This window comes from Bacillus cereus (assembly GCF_015071065.1).
GTDB lineage: Bacteria > Bacillota > Bacilli > Bacillales > Bacillaceae_G > Bacillus_A > Bacillus_A cereus_BA.
In genome coordinates, this window is sequence record NZ_VOVA01000001.1 from 560089 (window position 1) to 575466 (window position 15378).

The following is a 15378-nucleotide window of genomic DNA, read 5'->3' on the forward strand; positions in this document are numbered from 1 at the left end:
AAAAACTGTTTTTATCTATGTTTAATAACAGTCTTTGTTGTTGACTCTTTTTGACTGCGAATTCAGACCTTTGCTCGTTGTGAGTAAAGGTCTTTTTACGTCTGTATGCACCTTACTATGAAACAAACATAGCATATTCAGAAACTATTAAATTGTACGGAGGTGAGGAACAGTGGCAAGTGATGATTCGGCCCAGATACCCATATGTTTTACATTTATATTTCATCATGTAGGTAGGAAAGAAGCTGTTCCTCCCAATTTTAAATAATCGAGTAACAGATTGTTTCCTCCTTCATGAAAGAGGAGGAACTACCGATGTTAAATTTACAAAGACAAGAAACGAAGCATGCTTACGATCAAGATAGCATGAAAGCAAATAACGAATTATTAGTGGAAGTTGCAACACAGGATGTAAACTCTGTGTTAAAACTTCTAGAAACAACACAAAATGGACTCTCTAAACAAGAAGCGTCTCATAGACTTTCTTTATATGGCCCGAACGAAATTGCTCATAATAAAACATCGCCATGGTACATTCAATTTTTGTTAGCATTTAAAAACCCATTTATCTTTGTTTTGTTAGCTCTTGGAGCACTCTCTTTTTTCACAGATGACATACAAGGAACAATTGTCGTATCTGTAATGGTGCTGCTAAGTGCAACGATTCGCTTTCTACAAGAATTTCGCTCTCAGAAAGCGGCAGATAAGTTAAAGGCTATGGTTCGAACAACTGCTAGTGTCTTTAGAATAGATGGATTTGTACACGAAACAAAAAACGTAACAAATTTAAATCGAAATTACACAGCAGAAATTCCAATTGAAGAACTTGTACCTGGCGATATTATTTCGCTTTCAGCTGGTGATATCGTGCCAGCTGATGTGCGTATTTTATCCGCTAAAGATTTATTTGTTAATCAATCTTCTTTAACAGGGGAAGCACTTCCTGTAGAAAAATACGAGAACTGCTACCATACGGAAAATAAACATATATTACCGAAAAACATGAAAAAAAATTACAATCCGCTCGATATGGAAAACCTTTGCTTTATGGGTACAAATATTGTTAGCGGTAGCGCAAAAGCTGTTGTTGTTTCAACAAGTACCGATACGTATTTCGGCTCTTTAGCAAAAAAGGTTATCGGAAAACGTGCAGAAACAAGCTTTGATAAAGGCGTAAACAAAGTAAGTTGGCTCTTAATTACATTCATGCTTATTATGACGCCCATTGTCCTTCTCATTAATGGATTCACAAAAGGAGATTGGCAAGAGGCTTTCTTCTTTGCTATTGCCGTTGCAGTTGGTCTTACACCTGAAATGTTACCAATGATTGTAACTGCTAATTTAGCTAAAGGCGCCGTGAACATGTCTAAACAAAAAGTAATTGTAAAACAGCTAAACTCAATTCAAAACTTAGGTGCTATGAACATCCTTTGCACGGATAAAACTGGAACTTTAACAGAAGATAAAGTCGTCCTTGTTCGTCATTTAGATCCTAATGGAAATGAATGCAATCGTGTCTTACAATTTGCATATTTAAATAGCTTCTATCAAACTGGATTGAAAAATTTAATAGATAAAGCTGTCATTGAACATACAGAGGAAAACCATAAATTTGATCCATCAGCTTTTCAAAAGCTAGATGAAATTCCATTCGATTTCGCTCGCCGTCGCATGTCTGTTATCGTGAAAGATATTTCAGGTGACCATACAATGGTTTGTAAAGGCGCCGTAGAAGAAATTTTATCAATTTGTAATTACACTGAAGTGGATGGGCAACTTGTCCCTCTTACTGAAGAAATGAGAGCAAATGTAAAACATCTTAGCGAAACTTTAAACAGTGAAGGAATGCGTGTCATTGCTGTAGCATACAAGAAAGATAACAAATCTTATCATAGAACTTATGCAGTACAAGATGAATCCGCTATGATTCTTACTGGATATATCGGCTTTTTAGATCCGCCTAAACCATCTGCTACTTCTGCAATTCAAGCATTGCATAAACACGGCGTACAAGTGAAAATCTTAACGGGCGATAATGAAATTGTTACAAGAAAAGTTTGTAAAGAAGTGGGATTAAATATAGGTGAGCCTGTCCTCGGTTACGAAATTGATTCTTTACCAGATAAAGCATTAGCAAAACTTGCAGAAGAAACAACAGTTTTCGCAAAACTAAATCCAATGCAAAAGTCCCGCATCATTCGCGTATTGCAAGGTAATGGTCATACTGTAGGTTATATGGGGGATGGTATTAACGATGCCGTTGCACTACGTGATGCTGATGTTGGAATATCTGTTGATACTGCTACTGACATTGCAAAAGAATCTTCCGATATTATTCTACTAGAAAAAAGTTTAACTATATTAGAAGCAGGTATTTTAGAAGGACGCACTACGTTCGGCAATATTTTAAAATATATAAAAATGACAGCTAGCTCTAACTTTGGAAATGTATTTAGTGTATTAGTGGCAAGTGCTTTCATTCCATTCTTACCGATGCTTGCCATTCATCTATTAATTCAAAACTTACTTTATGATATTTCACAGCTTTCAATTCCATGGGATAAAATGGATAAGGAATTTTTAGAGAAGCCTAGAAAATGGGATACTGCAAACTTGCGTAACTTCATTATTTGCATCGGTCCAATTAGCTCTATATTCGATATTATCACATTCGTTGTCATGTGGAATGTATTCGGTGCAAATACACCTGGAGAACAATCACTATTCCAATCTGGTTGGTTTGTCGTTGGGTTACTAACTCAAACATTAATTGTCCATATGATTAGAACACAGAAAATTCCGTTCATTCAAAGTACAGCATCAATACCAGTTCTTTTATTAACCGCTTGTATTATGGCAATCGGAATTTATATTCCATTCTCACCACTTGGTGCAGCAATTGGTTTACAAGCATTACCACTAAGCTACTTCCCTTGGTTAGTAGGAATATTATTAGGTTATGCTTTCTTAACACAATTCCTGAAAAAAGTTTATATTAAAAAGTTTCATAGCTGGTTATAAAGATGAGAATGAGTGGGTACTCCCCACTCATTCTTAAAAACCATAACACGTACTTATATGTATGGAGGTGACCATGATGGTATGGTATGACATTGTATTAAGATTATTGATAGCAATTATTGTAGGTGCTTGCATCGGAATGGAAAGACAATGGAGACATCGAATGGCTGGTTTGCGGACAAATGCTCTCGTATCACTTGGCGCCTGTATATTTGTTTTATTATCCGTCATGCTTGATCATGATGCTAGTCCATCACGCATCGCCGCTCAAGTTGTTAGTGGTATTGGCTTTTTAGGAGGCGGTGTTATTATTCGTGACGGTTTTAGTATTAGGGGGTTAAATACAGCAGCAACTTTATGGTGCGCAGCTGCTGTCGGTACTCTTACAGGCGCTGGTTTTCTCGTTGCAGCTATATTAGGTGCAGCCGGCGTTTTACTAACAAATATACTACTTCGCCCAATCGCTCTCTTTATGAATAAAAAATCAAAAGAGGAATCACCTGAACAAACAAACTACTTCCTTTCTCTTACTTGTTCAGAAGAAAATGAAGCACATATTCGTTTCTTACTCATGCACATGGTAAGTTCAGAAGGTCTCGGTTTAAAAGAATTGTATAGTGAAGATGTTAATCCTAATCAAAAAGTATGTATACAAGCTACATTACATTGCAAGACAAATGCAGCTGTCTTGATTGAAAAGATAGTAAGTAGAATGTTATTAGAATCTGGCGTTACTGCTGCAGGCTGGAAAACTTCATTAGATTTAGAGGCAGGTTAAATACAAAAAGTGTCATGGTATAAATCCATTTTTTAGGTTTCACCTTATAAGCAACTACTGGATGCTCTCTTCCACCTAACAAGAAAGGGTTTATATTCATGACACCTTCTACATACATCCATTTTTTATTTTCAAGTTATTAGCTACCGCTAGGAATAACTTGAAGTAATCCATACTCGTTTGATCTTTTTGTTTTAACTTGGCATGGAGCCGAAAAAGGATCTGACCGCTTCTACGCATGGCGGATTCCCTCTTCCATTTAAAAAAAGAAGGGTTTACATTCATGACACCTTCTACATAAACTTATTTTCTAACTTTTGTTGAAACGATTTCTCTTGCTTACGTAGTAGTTGACTACCTCTCTGTAAAAGAGGCGTTCCATACTTATCATTAATTTGATCAATGACAGCAAGTAGCGGTTCTTTTTTCGCATCTTCTTCAAATGAAAACAAATCTAACTGTTTCACCGATTCTGTCTTCCACTCTAATTCAGTAGCTGTAACACCTAACAGACGAACAGCATCACCATCCCAGTGTTGCTTCCATAAACGGGATGCCGCTTGGAAAATAACCCGTTCTTCCCAAATTGCATTTTTCAATTGTTTACTCCGTGTTACTGCGCGACGATCATGGTATTTAATCATAATTTGAATGTTATAACTAACGAGAGTTCGTTTTTGTAGCCTTTTGCTTACAGATTTCGATAATCTTTCTAACATATCAAGTAATTCTTTTTCTTCGTCCATATCCTTTGCGAAAGTCATCGAATTTCCAACGCTTTTATGTTGTCCCATTTGATTCGGATCAACTTCCCTGTCATCCATACCTTTTGCACGTTTTTGTAAATCAACACCGTGCTTTCCAATTTTAGCGCGAATGATATGCTCGTCCCCTTTTGCTAACTGTTCAATTGTATGTATATGAATGTCTTTTAGTTTTTCAGCTGTTTTCTCTCCGATTCCATGCATCTCTGCAACTGATCGTGGCCAAATAATTTCTGGGATATCACGTTTTCGAAGTACTGTAATACCAAGAGGTTTTTTCATATCTGAAGCAGTCTTTGCTAGGAAAAGATTTGGAGCGATTCCAATGCTACATGGAAGCTGTAACTCTGTTAATAACGCTTGTTGAATCATCTTCGCTATTTCAGGAGGCGAGCCGAGCGCATAGCAATCTGTAATATCTAAATACCCTTCATCTATAGAAACTGGTTGTATTTTTTCTGTAAAACGGGAAAGTATTTGAAACATTTGAAATGAAGCTTCGCGATATAATGTAAAATTAGGACGCCTTACAACTAATTGTGGGCATAACCTTTTCGCTTCCCAAAGAGGCATTGTCGTACGTATTCCATATGCTCTCGCCTCATAACTACACGTTATAATAATTCCTTTTCTCTCTTTTTCATTTCCAGCAACCGCTAATGGCTTTCCTTGTAATGATGGATCATGAGCAATTTCAACAGATGCGAAAAAACAATTCATATCTACATGTAAAATAACACGACCATTTTTCGGATACATTTCTCGCATAATACTCATCTCCTCCAAAGAACATCCGTTCCTTTATTATATCAAATTCATGTACAATATAATAATTTACTTATTCTTTTTATCCTTATTTTTGCTATACTTGATACGAAGTATGGATATTATTGTAAAAGGGGTGACTTATTATGAAATCAAATAGTAAACTCAACTATACATTTCTCATTATTATATTAATCATCTTAATTAATTATTTGTTACTTCCAATTTTTAGTATTAACGCCACTGGACTCCTCCCTCGTTTACTGAGCATCGCAACCACTTATATACTGCCATGGATTTTCTTATACTGGCTTATCCGCCTTGTGAAAGCACTTGAATCAAAATAAAAAAAGACGTGTAAACCATAATTGGTTCACACGTCTTTTTGACTTTATTACTTACTTCGCTACTTCTTCGATAATAGCTACAACTAATTCTGCTGTTTTTGCTAATTCTTCAACAGGAATCTTCTCGTTTGTTGTATGAATATCTTCATACCCAACTGCTAAGTTAACTGTTGGGATACCATGTCCTGCGATTACATTCGCATCACTTCCGCCACCACTTTGGTGAAGAGAAGGCGTACGACCGATGTTTTCAGCTGCACGTTTTGCAACTTCTACAACGTGATCGCCAGCAGCAAACTTAAATCCTGGATACATAACGTTTACTTCAACGTCTGCATGACCACCCATTTCTTTTGCAGTTGTTTCAAATGCTTCTTTCATTTTTGCAACTTGTACTTCCATTTTCTCATTGATTAAAGAACGAGCCTCTGCAAAGATTTGTACATGATCGCAAACGATATTTGTTTGTGTACCACCTTCAAAACGTCCAATATTTGCAGTCGTTTCAGAATCAATACGACCAAGTGGCATCTTCGCAATTGCTTTCGCTGCAATAGTGATTGCAGATACACCTTTTTCTGGTGCTACACCAGCGTGAGCTGTTTTCCCGCGAATAATTGCGTTCACTTTCGCTTGTGTTGGAGCTGCAACAACGATTTCACCAACTTTTCCATCGCTATCTAATGCGTAACCATATTTCGCTGTAATACGCTCACGGTCTAATGCTTTTGCACCAACAAGGCCAGATTCTTCTCCAACTGTAATAATAAATTCAATTTTACCATGAGGGATGTTTTTCTCTTTTAACACACGAATTGCTTCGAACATTGATGCTAATCCTGCTTTATCATCCGCACCTAAAATTGTAGTACCATCTGATACGATATATCCATCTTTAATAGAAGGCTTAATTCCATTACCAGGAACTACTGTATCCATATGAGAAGTAAAGTAAATTGTATCAACACCATCTTTTGTTGCTGGTAAAGTACAAATTAAGTTACCTGCACCATGACCAGTCACACCCATCGTGTCATCCTCAAATACTTCTACACCTAAAGCAGTAAATTTCTCTGTTAACACTTTGCAAATTTCTGCTTCAAATTTTGTTTCAGAATCTACTTGTACTAACTCCATAAATTCATTTACTAAACGTTCTTGATTAATCATAAGACTGCGCCTCCTGCACTACCATTATGTATGTAACAACATTAATTATAACAGAATTTCGCAAAAGTTTCGAAATTCAAGACAAAAAACAGATGGTTTTCACATCTAGATACCCATCTGCTTTCTATTACTCATTTAACAATACCCAGCGCATATGATCTTCCCAAACACCATTTACCATTAGCATTTTTCGAGATACACCTTCATATTGAAATCCTATCTTCGTCACTACTTGTATAGAGGCTAAATTACGCGGCATAATTGGTGCTTCTATACGATGTAAATGAAATTCTTCAAAGGTAACTTGAATTGCTTTTCTAAGCGCTTCTGTTGTGTAACCTTTATTCAATTCTTCCTTATCTAATTTATAACCAAGTACACAAGATTGATAAATTCCGCGAACAATTAGATTAAATGAAATACACCCAATAATTTTCGTATCATCACCCTTTTTAAAAATCCATAGCCTGATGATTTTACCTTCCGCAAACTCTCTTCTATCCTTTTGTAACCTTTTCTGTTGATAGTCTAACGTGAAAAAACCATCTGGTCTATACTCTTCCCACGCTTTTAAAAACTCACGATTTCTGTCGTAATATTGAAGAATTTTTTCCGCATACGACTCATCAATTTCCCTTAAATGTAAGCGATCCGTTTCGTATATTTTCATCATCGTATCTCCATTCTTCAGCTTGCATAACAAAAAAACTTGCACTCTGTCTTCTAATATATTCTCTACGCACACACAAATTTCCTGTTATACTTTACACACACTTCTCGAAATTTGTCATTTCTCTCCCCTTGTCCACAGTTTCATTTCTCGTTACAATGAAGGTGTACTGATTTGCAAGGAGGTTTAACGATGCATAAAAAAGGTCAAAAAATTATGGTTTATATAATGCTAATTTCTATGCTTGTAACAACATTACTTACTGGCGCAAGTATGTTTTGGTAAAAAGGACGATTCACTCGTCCTTTTTTTACTGCTTACACATATAAAATAGACCATCTCGAAATCGAGATAGTCTATTTTATAATGAACATTTTATTTTATATATATTACAATTGCTACAATGCTAAAGGAAAAGGCCATTACAAGTGCTATTACAAAACTTGTATATTGTTTCTGCTGAAATGCCCCAATAACAAAAGTAAGATTGAGTAATGCCATAAATACAATCGCTACAACGTAAGAAAATATATTAAAAGTTGCCAATATGAATGTAATAACAAATAGAAAACCAACACAAAACTGCATGTAAGAAATTTTTGGATTTAAATACATATGAGCAACCCCTTTACTCAATTATCTTTATATATTCTCATTAACGCATGGTTATGTACACATGTCAAGACAACTTATAGAAAAGAAAAAAGCCAACCTTTGCGTTGGCTTTTTCATATGCAATGGCGCCTTTTTCTTTTGCCAATTGCTGAAATGTTTTTTTTGACTTCACAATCCACACTTTCGTTCCAATTGGGATACGATCAAATAAATACTCCACATCGTTTTTCTTCATTCTTATACACCCTTGTGAAATATATTTTCCAATTGAACTCGGTTGGTTTGTTCCGTGTATTCCATATTTACTCCCATCAGTTCCTCTTGCATTAAATCCTATCCACCTTGATCCAAGTGGATTTTTGGGCGATCCGCCTGGAATATCCTTTGCAATATAGTACGGATCCTTCGCTTTCATTACAATATCAAAAGTTCCTTCTGGGGTTAATTCATTCGTTTTTCCTGTCGCTACAGGAAAAACCTTTTGAATCTTCCCATCGTCAATGTAAGCTAGTTTATTCGTCGCTTTATTTACAATAATGAAAGGATCTCCGGCACGTGGATTATCACCAAGAGGCCAAATCGGAGATAAAGAAAAACATAATATGAAAGAGAGAAGATACGGCATAAATAATTCCTACCTTCTATATAAGTTCTTTTATATTATCCTTTCCCTTAAAGCGACTTTTAATGAGTAAATATTGCTCCATTTCATACACAAGTTGAACAAGTTTCGCACGTATTTCAAATTCTTCACGCGTGACTGGTAACGGCATTTCTCTAAATAACTCTCTCATTTCTTGAAGCTGCCTTAAGGAAATAGCTCCCGTGCTTTCAGGGCTAATCGCATTCCCAATGTTCTCAACAACATCCGCAATCATGTCAGCTTGTTCATATGTCCACGATAAAGAAGCTGCTAATGGTATCATCCGCTCTAAAATTTCGAATTGTTGCATGCGCATATTAAAATAACGATAGTAATAATCATCTTCGCGCATAAATGCATTCTCAAGTTTCTTAAAAGATAAATCTCTTGCTTCATTTAGCATATGCTCGGTTTCAATGAGTTCTGCCCCACTCCAACTACTTTCTCGGTTTCGTAAATACACAACCATTTCAAACAAAATTGTTTTAAAATTACTTTCTATTTTATCCCGATACTCTCTTAGCTTATTTTCACTACTTGGCATATACATGTTCACTAATAACGCCACACTGATCCCTATCGTTAATATAGCAATTTCATTTCCAACTATAAGCCATGTAATGTGTTTCAATGAATATAGATGCATAACAATAACTGAACTCGTGACAATACCTTCTTGAATTTTCAACATAACTGCAGTTGGAATAAATGTAAGTAATAATATGCTAATTGCAAGTGGTGTATAGCCAATTGTTTCAAAAATACAAAACGCGAATACCATCGATAATACACAAGCTAAAAAACGATGTATCGATACTTGGAGCGATTTACGCTTCGTATTTTGCACACATAATATAACTAAAATACCTGCCGAACTATAAAATTCTAATCCTAATAACTGAGCAATAAAAACTGCCGCGCCTGTCCCTATTGCTGTTTTCACTGTACGGTATCCAATTTTAAACATATCATTTGCTCCTATATGTATAAACGTATTTACAGTTAGTATAAGAAAAGGATGACACAATGTCATCCTTTTCTACTTATTATTCACATAACCTTTTCATATTACAATATTTTTTGCAAAAATTCTTTTGCACGTTCACTTTTTGGTGCTGTAAAAAACTCTTCCGGATTACTATCTTCTACGAGCTTTCCACCATCTAAAAAGAGAACGCGGTCTGCTACTTCTTTTGCAAATCCCATTTCATGTGTAACGATTGCCATCGTCATTCCTGTCGTAACTAATGATTTCATAACTTCTAACACTTCTTTCACCATTTCTGGATCTAGCGCAGAGGTCGGTTCATCAAATAACATAACTTCCGGTTCCATCGCTAACGCTCTTGCAATTGCTACACGTTGCTTTTGTCCACCTGAAAGGCGATTTGGATATGCATCTTTCTTATCTAATAACCCCACTTTTTCTAGAAGTTTCTCAGCTTTTTTTTCAGCCTCTTGCTTCGTTACTCCTTTTACATTGATAGGAGCATACGTAATATTTTCTAATACAGTCATATGAGGGAATAAGTGAAAATGTTGAAATACCATTCCGACATTTTCACGAACGTGCATAATATTTGTTTTCGGATTCGTTACTTCTTCCGTTCCAATCCAAATGTGACCAACTGTCGGTGCTTCTAGTACATTCATACAGCGTAAAAACGTTGACTTTCCAGATCCAGATGGTCCGATAATTGCAACAACTTCTCCTTTTTCAATCGTTGTTGTAATTCCTTTTAATACTTCATTTTTTCCAAATGATTTATGAAGGTTGTCAATTTTAATCACTTTTCTTCATTCTCCCTTCAATTGCCTTTCCGACTAATGTAAGAATAATTACTAATATATAATAAATAAGTCCAACAAACAGTAATGGCTCAAGATATTTAAATGTTTCACCGCCTACAATATAAGCACGGCGCATTAAATCAGTCGCACCTATTACAGTTACTACAGCCGACTCTTTCGTAAGTGTCGCAAACTCATTCACGAGCGCTGGTAATATATTTTTTAAAGCTTGAGGAAAAATAATATTTCTCATCATTTTACTGTACGGAATACCTAAAGCCATTGCTGCTTCTGTTTGTCCTTTATCGACCGCTTGAATGCCGGCGCGAATTACTTCTGACATATATGCACCTGAATTTAAGCTAAATGCAAGTACAGCTGCTAAAAAGGCTGGTATCTCATATCCAATCATTTGCGGAACACCGAAATAAATAATCATTAATTGCAATACAAGCGGTGTGCCACGAAATATTGACGTATAAATATCTGCTGCGATGTTTAGTACTCGTATTCTAGCAATTTTGCAAAGCGCTAATAACGTCCCTAAAATAAATCCTGCCAAAGCTGATGCAGCTACAATTTTCAATGTAACTTCTAAGCCCTTTAATATATATGGTATTGAAGGCGTAATTGCCGAAAAATCTAGATTCATCCTTTTCATTCCCCTCACAGAAAAGTGAAAGGCAGCTTATTTTCCGCTGCCAAACCATTTCTTCACTAATTTATCCATTTCTCCATTTTCTTGCATTTTCTTAATTACTTTATTAAATTCTTCTGTTTTATCACTGTTTTTCGGAAGAGCAATTGCTGCACCTACTTCTTCTGGTGCTTCTTGAATTTCAATTCCTTGTAGTTCTTTCATTTTTTCTAAATAATTTTTTGCAACTGTGTCTTCTATAATTGCAGCGTCAAAACGACCAGCTTTAATTTCTTGTACGATTTCTGGTATACGGTCACGTCCCTCAGCTTTGAAATCGACTTGTTTTTTTAATTCTTCTGCTTTTTTTTCTTGGATTGATCCTGTTTGTACCCCTACTTTTTTACCTTTTAAATCTTCTAATGTTTTAATATTAGAGCCCTTTTTTGAAACAATCATATTTTTAGCAACAAAATAAATATCTGTAAAATCAGCATTATTTTTACGCTCTGCAGTTGGCGTCATACCTGCCATAACGAAATCAACTTTTCCTGAGTTAAGAGATGCTAATAATCCTCCAAAATCCATATCTTTCACTTTCACTTCATATCCAAGTTCTTTTCCGATATATTTTGCAATATCGACATCAAAGCCGATAACTTCATCACTCTTTGATGCTTCTACATATTCATAAGGTTTATAATCCGCTGAAGTTCCCATTACAAGTACCTTTTTATTTTTGCTACTCGCCTTGTCTTCCCCATTACTACAAGCACTGAACATACTTACTATTAAAATAAGTGCAAATGATATTGATAATAACTTCTTCATCTTTCTTCCCCCTAATAATGTATATTTAAAAGTTAAATAGAATATTTATTCGATGTTTGTATTGTATCAGCACTTTCATTTTTATGCAATATTTAAAATAAAAATAAATATAAAAACAATGTTAAAGCCATTGTATATGCATAAAAACATGCATAAAATAAAAACCTCATGCATGTTTAATTATTTTAAACACTAAATAAAAAAAGGCGGTACACCCACTTGATCGTGGACGTACCGCCTTTTCTCTTCCTTATAGTTCTTCGCAATTATCTTGGAAGTAAGATTGTAGTTTTGCAATGACTTGCATTGGTTCATGACCTTCAATTTCATGACGTTCTACCATTGTTACAATTTTCCCATCTTTTAATAATGCAAATGATGGAGATGAAGGTGGATATCCTTCAAAATATTCACGAGCTCTTGCTGTTGCTTCTTTATCTTGACCTGCAAATACTGTTACTAGATGGTTAGGACGTTTATCATAATGTACGGAATGTGCAGCAGCAGGACGAGCAATGCCACCTGCACAACCACATACAGAGTTTACCATTACAAGTGTTGTACCATTTCTTTTAAATGCTTCTTCGACTGCTTCTGGTGTCGTCAATTCTGTATATCCCGCAGAGACAATCTCTTCACGCGCTTGGCGGACAACATCATTCATAAAAAAGTTAAAGTTAATCAATCTTTTCCCTCCTCTAATTCTACCTATTTGTATCTTACCAGTTAATGTTTAGAGAATACAAGTAAGTTTACTTGTATTTCAGCATAGAAAAGGTGTTAGAGCTCTTGCTCTAACACCTTTTCTTAATGCCCTCGATGTTTTTGCTTTGCCTTTTGTACTTTTATTAAACGTCTTCTTTCCTTTTCAGCTTCTCGTTTCTCTTTAGATTGCACTCGCTTTTCTTGTTTATACAACTCGTAAGATAAACTAATTGCCTCTTGCGCTTTTGTATAACGTTTTTCATTTACTTCTTTGCCGGCTTGCCGTATGATACGCTTAATATTTTTCGGGCGCTGTTTTTCTTTAATCTCCACACCAAATCTTGCAAAGTGCTGGAAATACGCTAACATTGAACCATTTACAAATATAAATACTTCTTCATCTGATGGTTCCGTCCCAAAAATATACCTTGCTCCAAACAATTTCCCTTTTTCTTTGCGAGTAATAATTCCCACAAAAAATTGACCATCATGATATACTGTCAACTCCATTGACAGCCCCTCCTTAAAAAAATTAGAAATACTGGACATCCCGGAGGGGAAGGTTACTGACATAAAATCATGCGTCTGGACTACCAACCAGAGCTGTGTTTTTGTATTTCTTCCACTACTATTATATCTTTTTTTCCATAATTTTCATATATTCCACAATCATTTTTTTATGCGATCCTACAATATAATCAGGTAGCTCTGTTACCGGGAAGAATTTAAGCTGAACCGCTTCTTCTTTATTCATAACAAAATCCCCTTCGTATTCATCGGTATAATAGGCTGTCGTTACGGATTGAAACTCATCACCGTTTGTTAATTTTGTAAAATAGTTCGCTCCAGAAAATACATTGATTAATCGCAAATTCTTTACTTCTATTCCTGTCTCTTCGTATACTTCACGGTAAGCTGTTTCTTCTGGTGATTCACCAAGCTCCATTAGCCCGCCAGGCAGCCCCCATTTTCCGTACGGTTCTGTTCGTTGTTGCAATAATACATCTCCATGTTCATTTATAACGAGTACAACAGCACCAACTAAAATTAAAGGGCGATGACCAACTATTTTTCGTAATTCTTCTACATATCCCATCGTATCGCCTGCTACAAAAAATATAGACAAATGTATATTCTTAGAGTATTCCTGCTTCTATGTGTCCTGTCTCGCCGCTAACTCGCTACTACAGTTTGATCTAACACTCCACAGGCGTAAATTCCGATGTAGCCCACCGTACATATATACAATCTATTTACATTAGTATTGTATATTTTTTTGCTTGTAAAAGGTTGATTGACGCGTTCAAATCTCTATCCATTACATTTCCACAGTCACATGTATATACTCGGTCGGATAGCTTTAAGTCTACTTTCTTTTGACCACAGCATGAGCATAGCTTTGACGATGGATAGAACCTGTCTACTTGACGTAGTTCAATTCCATATTCCTCACACTTCGTCAATAACCATGTTTTAAATGTATAAAAGCACTGCTCAGCAACTGCTTTAGATAGATGTTTATTCCTCACCATACCTTTCACATTCAAATCTTCCACTGTAATAAACGTTGGCTTGGTTTTCACCACATCATTTACAATAGACTTTACATACGCTAATCGAATATTTACTAGTCGCGCATGTAGTTTTTGCACCCTAATAATATTTTTATCTATATTCGCTCTTTTTTTAGTAACAGATTGTTCACCTCTCTTTTTTATATTTTTAAATTTACGCGATAAAGAACGTTGCTCACGTTTTAACCGTTTTTCTATCTTTTTTACTTTTATTGTTTTGTTAATGTTTTCATGAACGATACCGTCGCTACGTATAGCGAAATCCTTCACCCCTAAATCAATCCCTACACCTGTTTGCTTGAGAGTTGGCTTCGTTTCTGTTTCTTCCAATTCGCAAAGCACAGATACAAAATATCTTCCTGCTCTTTTACCTATCGTTCCACTTTTTACAATCGCGTTTTTGGGGATATACCCATATTCTTTTAACCTCATCCAACCAATCGTTGGGACTTTTACTCTATGTCTTTCTACTGTCCAATCTGTTTTGTTATTTTTAGGAAAATAGCATTTCACATCTTGATTCTTCTTTTTCTTATAACGTGGAAATCCAGATAAACCCTGAAAAAATCTTTTAAAAGCTTTATCTCCATTCATAATTGCCTGTTTTACCGCTTTACTAGATACCTTTTTAATCCATTGGCTACATTCTTTTGTATAGACATTGTTTAGCCATTTAGAAAAGTCATATCCACTCAAAAACTTTCCCTCTGATTCATACATCTCTTTGTTTTTGGAGAGATACAGATTGTAAACGTACCTACACACTCCAATTGTTTGATTGATCTTGATAATTTGTTCATTTGTCGGTTTTATCTCTATACAATATGCTCTTCTCATATCTCTTTATCCTCCGACTACATACATACATGAATGATAGATAGCAAATCTTGAACAAGTTCTTCTTGTGTAGATTGTTTTTCATTTATCTTTTTGATTTCGATAAGCAGTTAAAACACCTAGATTATCCTATCTTTTCAATGTTTCAATAGACATGTGAATCATTTCCAAAAATTCTTTCAACATATACTCGTTCATAATTACATTTTTATACATATGTCTATGATGGG

The 15378-nt window shown here is 35.4% G+C and carries 17 protein-coding genes; 4 read left to right on the forward strand and 13 right to left on the reverse strand.

Going from position 1 to position 15378, the window contains the following annotated elements:
• Nucleotides 1–315 precede the first annotated feature (315 nt).
• Both mgtA and FT637_RS02890 read left to right on the forward strand, forming a co-directional pair.
• Nucleotides 316–3021: a magnesium-translocating P-type ATPase gene (gene mgtA, locus FT637_RS02885; protein WP_193645057.1), complete on the forward strand. Its 2706-nt coding sequence runs from the start codon at nucleotides 316–318 to the stop codon at nucleotides 3019–3021.
• 76 nt (nucleotides 3022–3097) lie between these two features.
• The gene (locus FT637_RS02890; protein WP_193645058.1) at nucleotides 3098–3799 is read left to right on the forward strand and encodes an MgtC/SapB family protein; all 702 of its coding nucleotides are present in this window, start codon (nucleotides 3098–3100) and stop codon (nucleotides 3797–3799) included.
• Nucleotides 3800–4092: 293 nt separating this feature from the next.
• Here the strand turns inward: FT637_RS02890 and FT637_RS02895 are convergent, their stop codons facing one another.
• Nucleotides 4093–5331, reverse strand: coding sequence for a DNA polymerase IV (locus tag FT637_RS02895; RefSeq protein ID WP_193645059.1), 1239 nt, complete (start codon nucleotides 5329–5331; stop codon nucleotides 4093–4095).
• A gap of 143 nt (nucleotides 5332–5474) precedes the next feature.
• Between FT637_RS02895 and FT637_RS02900 the strand changes: the two genes are divergently transcribed.
• Nucleotides 5475–5675 carry a hypothetical protein gene (locus tag FT637_RS02900; RefSeq protein ID WP_193645060.1) on the forward strand — a complete coding sequence of 67 codons (201 nt, stop codon included), beginning with the start codon at nucleotides 5475–5477 and terminating at the stop codon, nucleotides 5673–5675.
• 51 nt (nucleotides 5676–5726) lie between these two features.
• On the opposite strand, the gene FT637_RS02905 is transcribed toward FT637_RS02900, so the two are convergent.
• The gene (locus FT637_RS02905) at nucleotides 5727–6845 is read right to left on the reverse strand and encodes a tripeptidase T (protein ID WP_193645061.1); all 1119 of its coding nucleotides are present in this window, start codon (nucleotides 6843–6845) and stop codon (nucleotides 5727–5729) included.
• 127 nt (nucleotides 6846–6972) lie between these two features.
• Entirely contained in the window at nucleotides 6973–7518 is a 546-nt protein-coding gene (locus tag FT637_RS02910) for a GNAT family N-acetyltransferase (protein WP_193645062.1), read from the reverse strand.
• A gap of 189 nt (nucleotides 7519–7707) precedes the next feature.
• Here FT637_RS02910 and prli42 point away from each other — a divergent pair, with 189 nt between their 5' ends.
• Nucleotides 7708–7800, forward strand: a complete 93-nt coding sequence (gene prli42 / locus FT637_RS02915; protein WP_193645063.1) for a stressosome-associated protein Prli42 — start codon at nucleotides 7708–7710, stop codon at nucleotides 7798–7800.
• A gap of 90 nt (nucleotides 7801–7890) precedes the next feature.
• Here prli42 and FT637_RS02920 read toward each other — a convergent pair whose 3' ends face one another.
• The 10 genes from FT637_RS02920 to FT637_RS02965 form a co-directional block, all read right to left on the reverse strand.
• The gene (locus tag FT637_RS02920; protein WP_193645064.1) at nucleotides 7891–8130 is read right to left on the reverse strand and encodes a DUF3894 domain-containing protein; all 240 of its coding nucleotides are present in this window, start codon (nucleotides 8128–8130) and stop codon (nucleotides 7891–7893) included.
• Nucleotides 8131–8194: 64 nt separating this feature from the next.
• Nucleotides 8195–8755 carry a L,D-transpeptidase gene (locus FT637_RS02925; RefSeq protein WP_193645065.1) on the reverse strand — a complete coding sequence of 187 codons (561 nt, stop codon included), beginning with the start codon at nucleotides 8753–8755 and terminating at the stop codon, nucleotides 8195–8197.
• A gap of 16 nt (nucleotides 8756–8771) precedes the next feature.
• Nucleotides 8772–9740 (reverse strand): aromatic acid exporter family protein, encoded by a 969-nt coding sequence (locus FT637_RS02930; RefSeq protein WP_193645066.1) that lies wholly within the window; start codon nucleotides 9738–9740, stop codon nucleotides 8772–8774.
• Nucleotides 9741–9841: 101 nt separating this feature from the next.
• Nucleotides 9842–10564: an amino acid ABC transporter ATP-binding protein gene (locus tag FT637_RS02935; protein ID WP_193645067.1), complete on the reverse strand. Its 723-nt coding sequence runs from the start codon at nucleotides 10562–10564 to the stop codon at nucleotides 9842–9844.
• Nucleotides 10557–11216: an amino acid ABC transporter permease gene (locus FT637_RS02940; protein WP_002160560.1), complete on the reverse strand. Its 660-nt coding sequence runs from the start codon at nucleotides 11214–11216 to the stop codon at nucleotides 10557–10559. The genes FT637_RS02935 and FT637_RS02940 overlap by 8 nt, the downstream gene beginning before the upstream one ends.
• 36 nt (nucleotides 11217–11252) lie before the next feature.
• A complete protein-coding gene (locus FT637_RS02945; protein ID WP_193645068.1) occupies nucleotides 11253–12032 on the reverse strand; it encodes a transporter substrate-binding domain-containing protein in 780 nt (259 codons plus the stop codon).
• Between the two features lie 250 nt (nucleotides 12033–12282).
• A complete protein-coding gene (locus FT637_RS02950; RefSeq protein WP_193645516.1) occupies nucleotides 12283–12696 on the reverse strand; it encodes a BrxA/BrxB family bacilliredoxin in 414 nt (137 codons plus the stop codon).
• 143 nt (nucleotides 12697–12839) lie between these two features.
• Nucleotides 12840–13247, reverse strand: a complete 408-nt coding sequence (locus FT637_RS02955) for a YjdF family protein (protein WP_193645069.1) — start codon at nucleotides 13245–13247, stop codon at nucleotides 12840–12842.
• A gap of 121 nt (nucleotides 13248–13368) precedes the next feature.
• A complete protein-coding gene (locus FT637_RS02960; RefSeq protein WP_193645517.1) occupies nucleotides 13369–13833 on the reverse strand; it encodes an NUDIX hydrolase in 465 nt (154 codons plus the stop codon).
• Between the two features lie 157 nt (nucleotides 13834–13990).
• On the reverse strand, nucleotides 13991–15148 hold the full coding sequence (locus FT637_RS02965) for an RNA-guided endonuclease InsQ/TnpB family protein (RefSeq protein ID WP_193645070.1): 1158 nt from the start codon (nucleotides 15146–15148) through the stop codon (nucleotides 13991–13993).
• Between the last annotated feature and the right edge of the window lie 230 nt (nucleotides 15149–15378).